This window comes from Burkholderia sp. 4M9327F10 (assembly GCF_005503145.1).
GTDB lineage: Bacteria > Pseudomonadota > Gammaproteobacteria > Burkholderiales > Burkholderiaceae > Paraburkholderia.
In genome coordinates this window covers 20,608-33,846 of record NZ_SCNV01000030.1, presented here as the reverse complement: position 1 = coordinate 33,846, position 13,239 = coordinate 20,608, and the positions used below count along the sequence as shown (strand labels likewise).

Annotated in this window: 13 protein-coding genes; all 13 read left to right on the top strand. The window is 64.6% G+C overall.

Going from position 1 to position 13,239, the window contains the following annotated elements:
- On the top strand, positions 1–312 hold the full coding sequence (locus tag FFS45_RS24300; protein ID WP_137957179.1) for a recombinase-like helix-turn-helix domain-containing protein: 312 nt from the start codon (positions 1–3) through the stop codon (positions 310–312).
- Positions 313–372: 60 nt separating this feature from the next.
- Entirely contained in the window at positions 373–1,473 is a 1,101-nt protein-coding gene (locus FFS45_RS24295) for an aromatic ring-hydroxylating dioxygenase subunit alpha (protein WP_137957178.1), read from the top strand.
- Positions 1,466–2,239 (top strand): SDR family oxidoreductase, encoded by a 774-nt coding sequence (locus FFS45_RS24290; protein ID WP_137957177.1) that lies wholly within the window; start codon positions 1,466–1,468, stop codon positions 2,237–2,239. Before FFS45_RS24295 ends, FFS45_RS24290 begins: the two co-directional genes overlap by 8 nt.
- A gap of 27 nt (positions 2,240–2,266) precedes the next feature.
- Positions 2,267–2,794 carry a cupin domain-containing protein gene (locus FFS45_RS24285; protein ID WP_137957176.1) on the top strand — a complete coding sequence of 176 codons (528 nt, stop codon included), beginning with the start codon at positions 2,267–2,269 and terminating at the stop codon, positions 2,792–2,794.
- Between the two features lie 134 nt (positions 2,795–2,928).
- Entirely contained in the window at positions 2,929–3,828 is a 900-nt protein-coding gene (locus FFS45_RS24280; RefSeq protein WP_137957175.1) for an alpha/beta fold hydrolase, read from the top strand.
- A gap of 12 nt (positions 3,829–3,840) precedes the next feature.
- Positions 3,841–4,713: an IclR family transcriptional regulator gene (locus tag FFS45_RS24275; protein WP_249362909.1), complete on the top strand. Its 873-nt coding sequence runs from the start codon at positions 3,841–3,843 to the stop codon at positions 4,711–4,713.
- Entirely contained in the window at positions 4,713–5,528 is an 816-nt protein-coding gene (locus FFS45_RS24270) for an SDR family oxidoreductase (protein ID WP_137957173.1), read from the top strand. The genes FFS45_RS24275 and FFS45_RS24270 overlap by 1 nt, the downstream gene beginning before the upstream one ends.
- Positions 5,521–7,179 (top strand): thiamine pyrophosphate-binding protein, encoded by a 1,659-nt coding sequence (locus tag FFS45_RS24265; RefSeq protein WP_137957172.1) that lies wholly within the window; start codon positions 5,521–5,523, stop codon positions 7,177–7,179. The genes FFS45_RS24270 and FFS45_RS24265 overlap by 8 nt, the downstream gene beginning before the upstream one ends.
- Positions 7,172–8,002 carry an aspartate dehydrogenase gene (locus FFS45_RS24260; RefSeq protein ID WP_137957171.1) on the top strand — a complete coding sequence of 277 codons (831 nt, stop codon included), beginning with the start codon at positions 7,172–7,174 and terminating at the stop codon, positions 8,000–8,002. The genes FFS45_RS24265 and FFS45_RS24260 overlap by 8 nt, the downstream gene beginning before the upstream one ends.
- A gap of 27 nt (positions 8,003–8,029) precedes the next feature.
- Positions 8,030–9,520 carry an aldehyde dehydrogenase gene (locus FFS45_RS24255; RefSeq protein WP_137957170.1) on the top strand — a complete coding sequence of 497 codons (1,491 nt, stop codon included), beginning with the start codon at positions 8,030–8,032 and terminating at the stop codon, positions 9,518–9,520.
- 17 nt (positions 9,521–9,537) lie between these two features.
- Positions 9,538–10,503: a VOC family protein gene (locus tag FFS45_RS24250; RefSeq protein ID WP_137957169.1), complete on the top strand. Its 966-nt coding sequence runs from the start codon at positions 9,538–9,540 to the stop codon at positions 10,501–10,503.
- Positions 10,496–11,752 (top strand): FAD-dependent oxidoreductase, encoded by a 1,257-nt coding sequence (locus tag FFS45_RS24245; RefSeq protein ID WP_137957168.1) that lies wholly within the window; start codon positions 10,496–10,498, stop codon positions 11,750–11,752. Before FFS45_RS24250 ends, FFS45_RS24245 begins: the two co-directional genes overlap by 8 nt.
- Before the next feature lie 24 nt (positions 11,753–11,776).
- Positions 11,777–13,180 (top strand): MFS transporter, encoded by a 1,404-nt coding sequence (locus tag FFS45_RS24240; protein ID WP_137957167.1) that lies wholly within the window; start codon positions 11,777–11,779, stop codon positions 13,178–13,180.
- Positions 13,181–13,239 lie beyond the last annotated feature (59 nt).

Here is a 13,239-nt window from a genome sequence, read left to right as displayed (position 1 = left end):
ATGCGAGAGCAAGCCGTGAAATTCAATCCCTCCCTGAAGCCGTGGCTCGCGCCGCAGCCGAACAACGTGGCCGGCAAGGGCGTCATCGAAAAACCGGGCGAGGCGCAGAACCTCGTGTGGCAAACCCGCAAGGCCGAGCCGACGCAATACGAGAACGACTTCGGCGACGCGCTCGAGAAAGTGTTCGATGCGGGCGCGGTGGAGTTGCAGGAAGTGGCCGACGGTTTGAACCGCGTCGGCTTCCGCACTCCCGAAGGCGCGGCGTGGACCGCCGAGCGCCTGAGCGCCGAATTCCGTCTGCTCGCTGAATAAGCGCAAGCCCCGAACAACCGAGCGAACCCGTCTCACCGCACCCGCATCCGGAGTCTTTCCATGACGTCCCCCACTACTCCCAATACGACGGACCACGGCACGGCCGATCCGCTGCAGGCTTACCTCGACCTCGGTCTGCGCAACTACTGGTACCCGGTCGCGCCGAGCTGGCAAGTCGGCAACGCGCCGATCGGCCTGACACGCCTCGGCGACCAGATCGTGCTGTGGCGCGATCAGGAAGGCCTGGTTCACGCGCTGGAAGACCGCTGCCCGCACCGCGGCGCGCGTCTGTCGCTCGGCTGGAACCTTGGCGGCAGCGTTGCCTGCTGGTACCACGGCATTGAAATCGACGGCGGCGGCACGGTCACAAAGGTGCCGGCGGTGTCGAACTGCCCGCTTGAAGGTCAGAAATGCGTGAAGTCGTATCCCGTGCAGGAACACGCCGGCGCGATCTTCCTGTGGTTCGGCGACGACGCGCACAAGGAACCCGCCCCGCTCGTGCTGCCGGAAGAACTGGTGGGCGAGGAATACGCGAGCTTCCTGTGCATGTCGAACTGGAAGTGCAATTACCAGTACGCGATCGACAACGTGATGGACCCGATGCACGGCGCCTATCTGCACGCCACGTCGCATTCGATGGCCGAAGGCGACAAGCAGGCCGACATGCGCGTGCGCAAGACCGACACCGGCTTGATGTTCGAAAAGGTCGGCCAGCGCGACGTCAACTTCGACTGGGTTGAGCTGGGTGAAACCGGCTGCCTGTGGATGCGCTTGGCGATTCCGTACAAGAAGAAGTTTGGCCCGGGTGGCAACTTCGGGATCATCGGCTTTGCCGTGCCCGTCGACGAAAACAACTGCCAGGTTTACTTCTGGCGCACCCGCAAGGTGTCCGGCTGGCAGCGCGACGCATGGCGCTTCATGTACCGCAACCGCCTGGAAGGCCTGCATTGGGACGTGCTGGAACAGGACCGCTACGTCCTCGAAAGCATGGCGCCGAATGCACGCCAGCACGAATTCCTCTACCAGCACGACGTCGGTATGACGCGCGTGCGCCGCATGTTGCGCCAGCGCGCGCAGCAGGATTTCGACGCACTCGCCACCCATCGTGCGCAAGCTGCCACCGCCGAAGCCGGTGCGGCAGCAGGACATAGCCATGCATAACGCTAACGCTGTGCTCGCGGCGCTGAACGGCCGGCGCGTGATCGTGACGGGCGGTGCGCGCGGTCTGGGCGCAGCGTTTGTGCAGTCGCTGGCGCAAGCCGGTGCGCAAGTGGTGTTCGGCGATGTGTTGCACGACGAAGGCCATGCGCTTGCCGATGCGCTCCAGGGCGAAGGTCAGGCGGTGCACTTCCTGCCGCTGGATCTCGCCGATCCGTCCAACATCGAGCGCTTCGTTGCAGAGGCAGTGGCGCAGCTCGGCGGACTTGATGCGCTGATCAACAACGCGGCGATCACCAACTCGGGCGGCAAGTTCGCAGGCGAGCTGGCGGTCGACACATGGGATGCGGTGATGAACGTCAACGTGCGCGGCACGTGGCTGATGAGCGCAGCAGCGTTGCCGCATCTGCGTGACTCGGGCCGCGGCAGCATCGTCAATATTGCCTCGGATACGGCGATGTGGGGCGCGCCGAAGCTGCTCGCGTATGTCGCGAGCAAGGGTGCGGTGATCGCGATGACACGTTCACTGGCGCGCGAGTTCGGCGCCCACGGCGTCACGGTCAACGCGATTGCGCCGGGCCTGACCGAAGTCGAGGCGACTGCCTATGTGCCCGCCGAGCGTCACGAGTATTACCTGAAAGGCCGCGCGCTGACCCGCGCCCAGGTTCCCGACGATGTAACGGGGCCAGTCCTGTTCCTGTTGTCCGATGCCGCACGTTTCGTGACCGGCCAGTTGCTGCCGGTGAACGGCGGCTTTGTGATGAATTGATCTTGTCTTGACCGAAAGGAGAAAGAGATGGCGGACACCGAAATCGAACGCAAGTCGTGGGATCAACCCACGGAAGCCAGCTTCGCGCAGTGGATGGATTCGCGCGTGGCACGCCTTGAAACCCGTCGCTACGACTGGGATGCGCTGAAGTTCCAGGCGGACTACGACCCGAAGTACCGCCGTGCGCAGATGCGCTATGTCGGCACGGGCGGCACGGGTGTTGCAAAGGACGTCAACACGGTCCCGGCTGGCGGCTTCACGTTCTCGACGATGGTGATTCCGGCCGGCAACATCGGCCCGAGCCATATTCATATGGATGTCGAAGAAATTTTCTTCGTGCTGCGCGGCAAGATGAAAGTGATCTGTGAGCGCGACGGCGAGACATGGGAGTCGGTGCTCGGCGAACGCGATCTGATCTCGGTGCCGCCGGGCGTGTACCGCACCGAAGTGAATGTCGGTGAGGAAGACGCGCTGATGTGCGTGATGCTCGGTTCACCGAAGCCGATCACGCCGACGTATCCGCCGGATTCGCCGCTTGCCAAGCTGAAGCGCTAAGCGTCACGCGTTCGACGACGGCACGCTGCACGCCTTGCCGAGCGTCTGCTGTTGAAAAAGGCCTCACATGGCAACCGTGCGCTGCGCGGTTGCCGTACCGAAGTCACCTTACCTTGCACTTGCAGATAGAAACCATGTCCGCTGTCCCGTCTGTCACTGCCGATCCCGCTGCCTTGCTCGAAGCGCGTCTTGCGCGCTTTTCGCTGCAGCAGGCCGTCACCGCGGCCGAGCAGATCGTGGGATATCGCGAAGCTCAGCCGGTTTCTTCGGCGCTCCACGACAGCTTGCCGCTTGTGCTGCTGCACGGCATCGGTTCGGGTGCGGCTTCATGGGTGCAGCAGTTCGAAGCGCTGGGCGCGACGCGTCGCGTACTGGCATGGGACGCGCCAGGATACGGCGTGTCCCATCCGGTTGCGCCTGCCTCGCCCCAAGCCGCGGACTACGCGGACGTGCTGCGCGGCTGGCTCGACGCGCTCGGCATCGAGCGCTGCGTGCTGGTGGGGCATTCGCTGGGGGCCATCATCGCGGGCGCGTTTGCTGTCGCCAATCCTGAGCGTCTCGCGGGCCTGCTGTTGCTGTCTCCCGCCGGCGGTTACGGCTCGGCCGCCGCAGACGTGCGCGACACGAAGCGCGACCAGCGTCTCGCAATGCTGGCCGAACTGGGTCCGGCCGGTCTCGCAGAAAAGCGCAGCGCGAACATGCTGTCCCAACACGCAGACGAAACCGCCCGTGCATGGGTGCGCTGGAACATGGCGCGCATCGTGCCTCACGGTTACGCACAGGCCACACATTTGCTTGCCAACGCCGATCTCGCCTCCGACCTTGCCCGCTATCACGGGCGTATCAGCGTTGCAGTCGGCGCCGAGGACGGCATCACGCCGCCGTCCGGCTGCGAGCGTCTGGCCCAGGCGGCCCGCACGTCTTTGCAGGTGGTGCCGCGCGCCGGTCACGCCGGATATATCGAAGCCGCCGAGGCGTACAACACGCTGATCGACACGTTCTGCCGCGCGAGCGCGGCACCACGGAGCCACTGAATGACGCCCGACATGATTAACGCCGAGCGCGTAACAGATGACAAGCAAGCCGACGAGCGGGACGACGCCGGCTACAAAGTGCCGGGTCTCGAACGCGGCCTGAAAATTCTCACTGAGTTCTCGCCGCGCGAGCCGGTACTGGGTGCGCCGGAGTTGTCCCGGCGCCTGAAGATTCCACGCACGACGGTGTTCCGTCTGCTGCAAACGCTCGAATCGCTCGGCTTTCTCGAGCGTGCCGACAAGGATCGCAACTATCGCCTCGGCGTTGCGGTGCTGCGCCTTGGCTTCGAGTACCTAAGCTCGCTCGAACTGACCGACCTCGGCTTGCCGATCATCGAGGCGTTGCGCGACGACACCGGACTGACGAGTCACATCCTGATTCGCGATGGACGCGACGTGGTGTTCGTCGCCAAGGCGCAAAGCCATACGCCGATTTTCAGCTCGGTGAAGGTGAACGTCGGCACGCGTCTGCCGGCGCATGCCACGACACACGGCCAGGTGCTGATGGGCGACCTGACGCTCGACGATCTGCGCGTGCTGTATCCCGAGCGCAAGCTGCATCGCTTTACCAAGCTCACACCGGAAACCGTCGAAGAACTGTACGAACGGATTCGCGACGACGCCCAGCGTGGTTTTGCGATCAGCGAGTCGTCGTTCGAGCGTGGCATTTCGGTCGTGACCGCGCCGGTGCGCAACGACACGGGCCGCATCGTCGCGGTGATCACGACGACGATTCCGCGGCCGGAAATCGATGCAGCGCTGCTCGATAGCGGCCTGATCGACAAAGTCCGCCAGGCGGCCGACGAACTCTCGCAGCGCCTGAACTACCGGCCCAAGAATGGACCGGCAGCGGGCAGCAAATACATGAAGGCATTGGGGCTCTAATGATCCAAATCGATTTGACCGGGCAGGTTGCGGTGGTGACGGGCGGCTCGTCCGGCATTGGCCTCGCGACTGCCGAACTGTTTCTGCGGGCGGGCGCCTCGGTTGCGATCTGCGGCCGCGATGCCGAGCGCCTCGCGCAAGCGGAAGGCGCGCTAAATGCGCAGTTCCCGGCGGCGCAGCTGCTGGCCGAGCGCTGCGACGTGCTCGACGCGGAGCAGGTAAGCGCCTTTGCGCAGGCGGTGCAGGCACGCTTCGGCCGTACCGACATGCTGGTGAACAACGCCGGCCAGGGCCGCGTGTCGACCTTCGCCGACACCACCGACGACGCCTGGCGCGAAGAACTCGACCTGAAGTATTTCAGCGTGATTCGCCCGACCCGCGCTTTCCTTCCGATGCTGCGCGACGCGGCCGGCACGGCGGGTTCTGGCAACGCATCGATTGTCTGCGTGAATTCGCTGCTGGCGCTGCAGCCCGAGCCGCATATGGTGGCAACGTCGTCGGCGCGCGCCGGTTTGCTGAGCCTGATCAAGTCGCTCGCGGTCGAACTCGCGCCGCAGCGTATCCGTGTGAATTCGATCCTGATCGGCATCGTCGAGTCTGGCCAATGGCGCCGCCGCTTCGCCACGCAGGCAGCGCCCGGCCAAAGCTGGGAAGACTGGACGGCAGAACTCGCACGCAAGAAAAACATTCCGCTTGGCCGCTTCGGCCGTCCCGAAGAGGCCGCACAGGCACTCTTTTATCTGGCTACCCACCTGTCGTCCTATACGACGGGCAGTCACATCGATGTCTCTGGAGGCAATGCACGACATGTCTAATAAAACCACCGTCGGCGAGCTGATTGCCGCCTTTCTCGAGCAATGCGGCGTTCGTACTACGTTCGGCGTGATTTCGATCCACAACATGCCGATCCTCGACGCGATCAACAATCGCGGCAAGATCCGCTATGTCGGCGCGCGTGGCGAAGCCGGCGCGGTCAACATGGCCGATGGCCTGGCCCGCGTGTCGGGCGGCCTCGGCGTGGCGTTCACCAGCACGGGCACGGCAGCCGGTAACGCGGCGGGTGCGATGGTCGAGGCGCTGACCGCGGGCACGTCGCTGCTGCATATCACCGGCCAGATCGAAACCGAATACCTCGATAAAGACCTCGCGTATATCCACGAAGCGCCGGACCAGTTGTCGATGCTGTCGTCGATCTCGAAGGCCGCGTACCGCGTGCGCAGCGCCGAAACCGCGCTGCCGACGATCCGCGAAGCGGTCCGCATGGCGCAGAGCGCACCGAGCGGCCCGGTGAGCGTCGAGATTCCGATCGACATTCAGGCGGCGGAAATCGAATGGCCGGCCGACCTCGGCGCGCCGCATGTGACCACCCTGACGCACGACAGCAAGCGCGTCGCCCAACTCGCTGACGAACTGGTCAAGGCCAAGCGTCCGCTGCTGTGGCTGGGCGGCGGCACGCGCCATGCCCGCGCAGCGGTGGAGCGTCTGGTTGCACTGGGCCTCGGTGTGGTGACCAGCGTGCAGGGCCGCGGCATCCTGCCGGAAGATCATCCGGCGACGCTCGGTGCGTTCAACGTGCATGCCTCCGTGGAAAGCTTCTACAAGACTTGCGATGCGGTCCTCGTGGTCGGCTCGCGTCTGCGCGGCAATGAAACGCTGAAGTACAAGCTGGCGTTGCCGCAACCGCTGTACCGCATCGACGCCGACGCACTGGCCGACAACCGTGGCTATCGCAACGAACTGTTCGTGCACGGCGATTCGGCTGCGGTGCTGGAGGAACTCGCAACGCGCCTCGAAGGCCGCCTCAAGGTGGACCCGCAGTTCGCCGCCGATCTGGCCGCCGCCCGCGAAATTGCCGTGGCGGATGTGGGCAAGGGCCTCGGTCCATACAAGCGCCTCGTCGACGCACTGCAACGTTCGGTCGGCACGGACTACAACTGGGTGCGCGATGTGACGATCTCGAACAGCACGTGGGGCAACCGCCTGCTGAAGATTTTCGCGCCGCGCGCCGGTGTGCATGCGCTGGGCGGCGGTATCGGCCAGGGCATGCAAATGGCGATTGGCGCAGCGCTCGCGGAAACCGCAGCGAAGACCGTATGCCTTGTGGGCGATGGCGGCCTGATGGTCAACGTCGGCGAACTGGCGACGGCCGTGCAGGAAAACGCCAACATGATGATCGTGCTGATGAACGACCAGTGCTACGGCGTGATCCGCAACATTCAGGACGCGCACTACGGCGGCCGCCGCTGCTTCGTGGACCTGCACCAACCGGACTTTGCGCAGTTCTGCGAGAGCCTGAAACTCACGCACTACCGCATCAAGTCGCTCGACGACGCTGACGAAATCATCCGCGAAGGCCTCGCGAAGACCGGCCCGGTGCTGGTGGAAGTGGACATGCTGTCGGTCGGCTCGTTTGCTACCGCGTTTGCCGGCCCGCCGGTCAAGAAGCAGGAGCCTGAACATGCATGATCTTCGCTACGCGGGACATCATGCGCCCGTCGACGTGGCGATGATCGGCTTCGGCGCGATCGGCCAGGCGGTGTACCGCTCGGTCGTCGCGGACCCGCAAGTGCGTGTGTCGCACGTGATCGTGCCCGAGCGTCATGCGGCGTCGGTGCGCGAAGTGGTGGGCGCGTCGGTGGATGTGGTGTCGTCGGTGGCGGCGCTGAACAGCCGCCCCCAGTTCGCGCTGGAATGCGCGGGCCACAGCGCGCTGGTCGACCATGTCGTGCCGCTGCTGAAGGCCGGCACCGATTGCGCGGTGGCCTCGATTGGCGCGCTCTCGGATGTGCTGTTGCTTGACGCACTCTCGGCCGCGGCCGACGAAGGCGATGCGACGCTGACGCTGCTGTCCGGCGCGATTGGCGGTGTGGACGCGCTGGCCGCCGCGAAACTGGGTGGCCTCGACGAAGTGCTGTACACGGGCCGCAAGCCGCCAACCGGCTGGCTCGGCACCCCCGCCGAAGAGGTCTGCGACCTGCAAAGCCTGACGGAAGAGCGGATCATTTTCGAAGGCAGCGCTCGCGAAGCGGCGCGGCTTTATCCGAAGAATTCCAACGTGGCGGCGACGATTGCGCTGGCGGGCCTCGGACTTGATCAGACGATTGTGCGCTTGATTGCGGACCCGGCGGTGACGCGCAACGTGCACCGGATTCTGGCGCGTGGCGCGTTCGGCGAGATGTCGCTCGAAATGTGCGGCAAGCCGCTGCCGGACAACCCCAAGACTTCCGCGCTGACCGCGTTCAGCGCGATCCGTGCCCTGCGCAACCGTGCGGCGCGCTGCGTGATTTGACGAGATGTAACTGAGCGGATGACCGACATGACTCACTTCGATACCAGCCTCGTGCCCACCGGCGATATTTTCATCGGCGGCGAATGGCGGCAGGGGCGTGGCAACCCGTACAAAAGCCTGTATCCGGCGGATCAGTCGGTCAACATGGAAATCTCGACGGCCAGCGCCGATGACGCCCGCGAGGCGATCGAAGCGGCGGACGCCGCATGGCGCAAGTCCGATTGGGCGGGGTTGAAGCCGCATCAGCGTGCGCTGATCCTGTACCGCATCGCCGAGCTCATCATGGCGCGCCACGAAGCGCTGGCGCATCTGCAACGGCGCGACAACGGCAAGCCGATTGGCGAAACGCGCGTGCTGGTGGCGAGCGCGGCCAACACGTTCCGCTACTTTGCTGCCTGCCTTGAAACGCTCGACGACGAACTGACGCCTTCGCGCGGCGACTACATGACGATGAGCGTGCATGAGCCGATTGGTGTGATCGCAGCCATTACGCCGTGGAATTCGCCGATCGCCTCGGATGCGCAAAAGCTCGCGCCTGCGCTTGCCGGCGGTAACGCGGTGGTGTTGAAGCCCGCAGAGGTCACACCGCTGGTTTCGCTCGCTTTGGCGCGCATCTGTGAAGAAGCGGGTGTGCCGAAGGGCGTGCTGAGCGTGTTGCCGGGTAAGGGTTCGGTGATTGGCGACGTGCTGGTGCGTCATCCCCTGGTGAAGAAGGTGTCGTTTACCGGTGGCACGGAAGTCGGCCGCGGCATTGCGCGCATCGCCGCGGACAAGCTGATGCCCGTGTCGCTCGAACTCGGCGGCAAGTCGCCGACCATCGTGTTCGACGACGCGGATCTCGATCACGCGGTCAACGGTGTCCTGTACGGCATTTTCAGTTCCTCGGGGGAGGCGTGCATCGCAGGCTCGCGCCTGTTCGTGCAACGCCCCATCTACGACGCGTTCATGAAGCGTTTGACCGAAGGCGCGCGCAAGCTGCGCGTCGGCGACCCGTCGCGGCCTGAAACGCAAATGGGTCCGCTGATTACGCCGGCGCATCGCGAATCGGTAGAGCGTTATGTCGCTTTGGGCCTGGAAGAAGGGGGACGCCTGCTGTGCGGCGGCGAGCGGCCGGTGGGCGAAGGGCGCGAAAACGGCAACTTCTATCAGCCGACGATTCTTGAGGGTCTGTCGAACCGCGCACGCATCTGCCAGGAAGAAATTTTCGGACCGGTGCTGGTGGCGATGCCCTTCGACGATGAAGCCTCGCTGCTCAAGGAAGCCAACGACAGTGTGTTCGGCCTTGCGGCCGGCATCTGGACACGCGACTACAAGCGCGCCTGGCGTGTCGCCCGTGCGCTCGAAGCCGGCACGGTGTGGATCAACACCTACAAGCTGTTCTCGATTTCGACGCCGTTCTCCGGCTGGAAAGAGAGCGGCATGGGCCGCGAGAAAGGACGCCTCGGCATCCGCGAATACATGCAGCAAAAGAGCCTCTACTGGGGGTTGAACGACGCCCCTCTGGCCTGGGCTAATTGAGTAACACGAGGCACGACATGACGATTCTCGGCATTGAACAGATTACCTACGGTGTAACGGACCTCGAAACTTGCCGGCGCTTTTTCGCCGACTGGGGTCTGAAAGAAGTCTCCCACGACGAGACGCGTGCCCGCTTCGAATCGCTGAACGGCTGCACGGTTCTCGTGGCCGATTCGAACGACCCGTCGCTGCCGGCCGCCTTCGAAGAAGGCCCGACGCTGCGCGAAGTGACGTGGGGCGTCGCGACGCGCGCCGAGCTCGACGCGCTGCGCGGCCGCTTTGCGGGTCAGCCGGGACACTTTGAAAGCGATGACGCGGTGGGTTGCATCGACCCGAACGGTATGGCGATTCGCGTGGAAGTGACCCGCAAGCGCGAAGTCGAAGCGCATGGCTCGCCGTCGAACGTGTGGGGCCAGACCTTGCGCGTGAATCAACCGTCGCCGATCTATGAACGGGCCGAGCCGGTGGAAGTCGGGCATGTGGTGTTCTTCACCAACAACCTGGCCGAAACGGAGAAGTTCTATCAGGACCTGCTCGGCTTCGAAATGTCGGACCGCTATCCGGGCCGTGGCGCGTTCTTGCGCTGCGCGCCGCATGGCGGCCACCACGACCTGTTCCTGCTGGCGCTGCCCAACGGCAAGCGTGGTCTGAATCACGTGGCGTTCACGGTGCGCGATATTCACGAAGTGTTCGGCGGTGGCATGCATATCAGCCGCTGCGGCTGGGACACGCAACTCGGACCGGGGCGGCATCCGGTGTCGTCGGCTTACTTCTGGTATTTCCAGAATCCGGCTGGCGCGCTGGTCGAGTACTACGCGGATGAAGACCAACTGACGCCTGAATGGCAACCGCGCGATTTCGAGCCGGGCCCGACGGTGTTCGCCGAATGGGCGATCGATGGCGGCATCGACGGCAACACGCGTCGCCAGAAGAGTGCGAAGGCGCCGGAAGGCAAGTTCATGACGGAGCGCAAACATGACTGACGCTGCTGCATCGAATGCACATGCAAACCTGGAGGCGCCGCGCACGATCGTCGTGATCGGTGGCGGCCAGGCGGCCGGCTGGGTCGTGAAGACGCTGCGCAAGGAAGGCTTCGATGGCCGCCTGGTGATGATCGCCGATGAGATCCATCTGCCGTACGAGCGACCGCCGCTCTCGAAGGCGGTGCTGGCGGGCGAAGCGGATATCGACACCGTGCGCCTCGTCAAACCGGACGACTTCGACGCGCTGAATATCGAAGCATGGCAGCCTGATACGGCAACCTCGATTGACCGCGCGCAGCGCATGGTGCGCACGCAGTCAGGCCGCGAGGTGCAATACGACCGCCTCGTGATCGCCACAGGCGGGGCCGCGCGCCGCTTGCCGGATGCGCTGGTGAAGACCTCGAACATTGCCTATCTGCGCACGCTCGATGAAGCGGTCGCACTGGGCGAGCGCTTGCGGGCGAGCCAGCGTGTGCTGGTGATCGGCGGCGGCTGGATCGGGCTGGAAGTGGCGGCAACGGCGCGCAAGCTCGGCGTGGCGGCAACCGTAGTCGAAGGGGCGCCGCGTCTGTGTGCCCGCTCGGTGCCGCCGGCAATTTCGGATTTTCTGGTTGAACTGCATCGGGCTAACGGCGTGGATGTGCGCCTGAATTCAGGGCTTGTTTCGCTCGACGATCACCCTCATAACGCCCAAGGCGTGCGCGCCACGCTGGCCGACGGCACGACGCTCGACGCCGATTTCGCCGTTGCCGGTATCGGTCTCACGCCGCACACGGCGCTGGCCGAAGGGGCGGGGCTCGCGATTGCGGACGGCATCGTGGTCGACCATTTCGGCGCGACCTCGGACCCGCGCATCTTCGCGTGCGGCGACGTGGCGAACCATCCGAGCGCGTGGCTCAAGCGCCGGGTGCGGCTCGAATCGTGGGCGAATGCGCAGAATCAGGCTATTTGCGCGGCGAAAGCCCTGCTGGGTGTGTTCGAGCCGTATGCGGACATCCCGTGGTTCTGGTCCGATCAGTACGACGTCAACCTGCAGATTCTCGGCGACATTCCCAACGACGCGCAACTCGCCGTGCGCGGCGATCTGCCCGGCAAGCGCGCGACGCTCTTCTACGTGGAAGACAGCGCGATTCGCGGGGCGATTGCGATCAACACGCCGCGCGATCTGAAACTCGCGCGCAAATGGATGAACCAAGGCCGCACGATCGACCTTGCAACCTTGACTGACGCCAGCACGGCGCTCGCGTAACTCTTTTCGGACGGCGACAACGGCATGAGAACCATCGACAACACTATGGGGGACCGCAGCGGCGCCGGTGTCTCAGGCCCCGTGACGCGGGGTTCGATCATCGCGCGTCTGGAACGGCTGCCGGGCAACGCGATGCAGGTTCGCGCGCGGATCCTGATCGGTCTCGCGACGTTCTTCGACGGCTTCGACGTGATCGCCATCGCGGCGACGTTGCCGATCCTGATCCAGAAGTGGGGGCTCACGCCTGGGCAGATTGGCTTTCTGATCGCCTCGGGATCGATCGGGCAGCTGGTGGGCGCCTTCGTGTTTCCCTGGTATGCCGAACGAAAGGGACGAGTGCGGGCGATCGCGCTGAGCTCGGGGATTATTGGCGTGACGAGCATTGCGTGCGGCTTTGCGCCGACGTTCGCCGCCTTCGTCGTGCTGCGGATCGTTCAGGGGCTGGGTCTCGGCGGTGAGTTGCCGGTGGCGGCGACGTATATCAACGAGATCAGCCGCGCGCATGGCCGTGGCCGCTTCGTGCTGCTGTACGAGATCGTGTTTCCGGTGGGCTTGCTCGCATCGAACGCGCTCGGTGCGTGGATCGTGCCGCGCTTCGGCTGGCAGGCGATGTATTTTATCGGCGGCATGCCGTTGATCCTGTTCTTCGTCTTGCGCAAGTTGGTGCCGGAATCACCGCGCTGGCTGGCCGAGCGTGAACGCATGGCCGACGCGGATGCCGCCGTGCTGGCGTTCGAGCGCGCGGCGAAGGGACCGCTTGCGCCGGTCGAACATGCGGCTGATTTCGATGCGTTGGCGAACCGTCATCCGAAGCGCCGCATCGGCGATCTGTTCGGACCGGCTTACCTGAAGCGCACGCTGGCAGTGGCGATGCTGTGGGTCACGTGCGGCTTTATCCAGTACGGTCTTTCCACGTGGTTGCCGACCATCTACCGCACGGTTTATCACGCGCCGTTGCAACTGGCGCTGAACCTGGCGGTGGCGGCTTCCGTACTGGGCGTGCTCGGCTCGCTGACCTGCGCGCTGCTGGTCGACAAGGTGGGGCGCAAGCCGATTATCAACCTGTCGTTCGTGCTGTGTGCCTTGTCATTGGCGCTGGCGGGCGTGTTCCACACTTCGTCTGTGTATGTGGTGGCGACGTGCTGTGCGTTTGCGCTGGGCTTCCTCGCCTGCGGGTTTATCACAGCTTATGTGTACACGCCGGAGTTGTACCCGACCAGCATTCGCGCGTTTGGCTGCGGGGTGGGCGGTGCGTGGCTGAAGGTGGCGGCTATCTTCGCGCCGGCAATTGTGTCGAAGACCGTGGTAGGCGGCCATCTCGACATCGCGTTTTATATTCTTGCCGCAGTGCCGTTCCTCGCTGCGCTGGCAGTGCACTTTCTCGGGATCGAAACGAAGGGGCGGGTGTTGGAGCAGTTGGAGGCTTAGGTAAGGGCTTCTTGGCTGCGAAGGGCAAGGCGCACCGGTGGGGGTGCGCCCTTTTTTTT

Bases quoted from the DNA above. Each gene is read 5' to 3' on its own strand.
- FFS45_RS24285 (WP_137957176.1), top strand. From the start codon at position 2,267: ATGGCGGACACCGAAATCGAACGCAAGTCGTGGGATCAACCCACGGAA.
- FFS45_RS24275 (WP_249362909.1), top strand. From the start codon at position 3,841: ATGATTAACGCCGAGCGCGTAACAGATGACAAGCAAGCCGACGAGCGG.
- FFS45_RS24240 (WP_137957167.1), top strand. From the start codon at position 11,777: ATGAGAACCATCGACAACACTATGGGGGACCGCAGCGGCGCCGGTGTC.
- FFS45_RS24265 (WP_137957172.1), top strand. From the start codon at position 5,521: ATGTCTAATAAAACCACCGTCGGCGAGCTGATTGCCGCCTTTCTCGAG.
- FFS45_RS24255 (WP_137957170.1), top strand. From the start codon at position 8,030: ATGACTCACTTCGATACCAGCCTCGTGCCCACCGGCGATATTTTCATC.
- FFS45_RS24280 (WP_137957175.1), top strand. From the start codon at position 2,929: ATGTCCGCTGTCCCGTCTGTCACTGCCGATCCCGCTGCCTTGCTCGAA.
- FFS45_RS24290 (WP_137957177.1), top strand. From the start codon at position 1,466: ATGCATAACGCTAACGCTGTGCTCGCGGCGCTGAACGGCCGGCGCGTG.
- FFS45_RS24300 (WP_137957179.1), top strand. From the start codon at position 1: ATGCGAGAGCAAGCCGTGAAATTCAATCCCTCCCTGAAGCCGTGGCTC.
- FFS45_RS24260 (WP_137957171.1), top strand. From the start codon at position 7,172: ATGCATGATCTTCGCTACGCGGGACATCATGCGCCCGTCGACGTGGCG.
- FFS45_RS24270 (WP_137957173.1), top strand. From the start codon at position 4,713: ATGATCCAAATCGATTTGACCGGGCAGGTTGCGGTGGTGACGGGCGGC.
- FFS45_RS24245 (WP_137957168.1), top strand. From the start codon at position 10,496: ATGACTGACGCTGCTGCATCGAATGCACATGCAAACCTGGAGGCGCCG.
- FFS45_RS24295 (WP_137957178.1), top strand. From the start codon at position 373: ATGACGTCCCCCACTACTCCCAATACGACGGACCACGGCACGGCCGAT.
- FFS45_RS24250 (WP_137957169.1), top strand. From the start codon at position 9,538: ATGACGATTCTCGGCATTGAACAGATTACCTACGGTGTAACGGACCTC.